We start from the raw sequence: 1,950 nt of genomic DNA, 5'->3' as shown, positions 1-1,950 counted from the left end.
ATAAGTGAGGCTCGCTCCAGAGCCAAATTCACCGAAACCGATCCTCATTTACTTCGTCATCCAGAAAAATTCCGCGCCATCCCATCTGCAAGCTCGGCAGCCCGGTCAATTAATCAGCGTTTCCCTAGCTGATTCATTGGTAAGACTTCATTTGCTATCCATACCAAGTAATCAACCAACTTCGCGGTATGGGCGCCGATAGCCAGATGAAAAGTCGGCTCTCCCATTAACGGAGCGGCCTCGTGCCACCATCCTCGTGGAATGTAGAGCATGTCACCTGCATTCAACACTCCATCGAATACGGGAATTTCTGGACTGATACCCCGACGTCCGATTGCACTGCCAGGAACTAAACAAGCGAGGCCGGCGCACCAGCCTCGCTCAGAATTTCGAAGGCCCGAAAAACTACGCCGCGAACTTTAGCGCCTGTGCGAAATCCGCAATCAGGTCGTCGATATCCTCGATGCCCGCGGACAGCCGCAGCATGCCGTCGGAAATGCCCATCGCCTTGCGCGTTTCCGGCCCGGCTTCGAAAAAGATCGTCGGCGCGACGGGAATGATCAGCGTGCGCGTGTCGCCGAGACCGGTCGCCTTGACCGGCAGCTTGAGCGCGTTGACGACTTCGACCATGCGATCCACGTTGAGTAATTCGAACGACAACAGCCACGACGCGCCCTTGAACAGCGTCTGTGCGATCTCGTATTGCGGATGGCTCTTCAGGCCAGGATAGAACACGTTGCCGATCGCTTCGTGCCCTTCGAGAAACTGCGCGAGCGCGAGCGCATTGTCGCTGCTTTGCTTCACGCGCAAGGCGAGCGTTTCCGCGCCCATCGCGATCGAGTGCGCCTGCTCGGACGACAATGCCGCGCCCATGTCTCGCAGGCCTTTCTTTCGGATCTGCAGCAGCCCCTGATCCTTCGCCGCCGAACGCCGATAGTCGTCGGCGATATTCGGATACGCGCTCCAGTCGAACAGACCGGTATCCGTCACCGCGCCGCCGAGGGCCGCGCCATGACCCGCGATAGTCTTCGTCAGCGAGTTGATGACGAGGCTCGCGCCGACCGCCTTTGGCTTGAACAATGCGGGCGAGGTAATCGTGTTATCGACGAAGTACACGATGCCGCGCTCACGGCACACGTCACCGATACCTTGCAGGTCGGGAATCTGCGTGCCCGGATTCGCGATGGTTTCGACGAACACCATGCGCGTATTCGGCCGGATTGCGTTCTTCACGTCGTCGACGTTGCACGCGTCGACGGTCGTGACTTCGACGCCGAGCGCCCGCAACGTGCCGAACAGACTGTTGGTGTTGCCGAACACGTAACGGCTCGATACGAGATGATCGCCTGCGCGCAGCAGCGTCAGGAACGTCGCGGTGATGCCGGCCATGCCTGTGCTGAAGCAGACCGTGCCGACGCCTTCTTCGAGGCTGGTGATCTTGCGCTCGAGCGCGGCGGTGGTGGGCGTGCCCTGCCGTGCGTAATTGAAGCCGCCTTTCTTCGTGCCCTGGAACACGCCGATCAGGTCCTCGACGCGCTCGAAACCATATTGCACGGACGTATGAACTGGCTGACGCAAGGCACCGTGCTCGGTGCCCGCAATTCTGTCGCCGTGAACGATGCCAGTGGTGAAACCTTGCTTGTCCATTCCTTCTCCGCTTTTTTAGATCGATTGCTTCCAACCGATTATCCCCTGTAACCGCTCGCCGGCGAAGTGCTTGGCGTCCCGTCCGGCGGCGCGGGACACCCCGAATGGGCAAAACCCGCTCCGCGATGTTGCGCTGCGGGGTTGACTAGCCTCGGTGGCACGAACAGGCTCTAAGTCGAATGGCACTTACTTAAGCCCGTGGAGCGTGCCCATATTTTTGGACGCGCTCACGTGCGATGTGACGAGGCTCTTTCAGCCATGGGTAGGACTTCGGTCTTCGTTTGCGCATTCGTGGTTCGATGC

The 1,950-nt window shown here is 59.3% G+C and carries 2 protein-coding genes; both read right to left on the bottom strand.

The genetic code is table 11. The features are described from left to right. Positions 1 to 113 precede the first annotated feature (113 nt). On the bottom strand, positions 114 to 308 hold the full coding sequence (locus tag F6X37_RS38150) for a JmjC domain-containing protein (protein ID WP_410451566.1): 195 nt from the start codon (positions 306 to 308) through the stop codon (positions 114 to 116). 97 nt (positions 309 to 405) lie between these two features. Continuing rightward, positions 406 to 1,647, bottom strand: coding sequence for a cystathionine gamma-synthase family protein (locus F6X37_RS35605; RefSeq protein WP_187614652.1), 1,242 nt, complete (start codon positions 1,645 to 1,647; stop codon positions 406 to 408). Between the last annotated feature and the right edge of the window lie 303 nt (positions 1,648 to 1,950).

The sequence above is a fragment of the Paraburkholderia sp. 31.1 genome (assembly GCF_014397645.1).
GTDB lineage: Bacteria > Pseudomonadota > Gammaproteobacteria > Burkholderiales > Burkholderiaceae > Paraburkholderia > Paraburkholderia tuberum.
Note: the sequence above shows the minus strand (reverse complement) of the source record. Positions and strands in the feature narration are given on the sequence as shown.

Bases quoted from the DNA above. Each gene is read 5' to 3' on its own strand.
- F6X37_RS35605 (WP_187614652.1), bottom strand. From the start codon at position 1,647: ATGGACAAGCAAGGTTTCACCACTGGCATCGTTCACGGCGACAGAATT.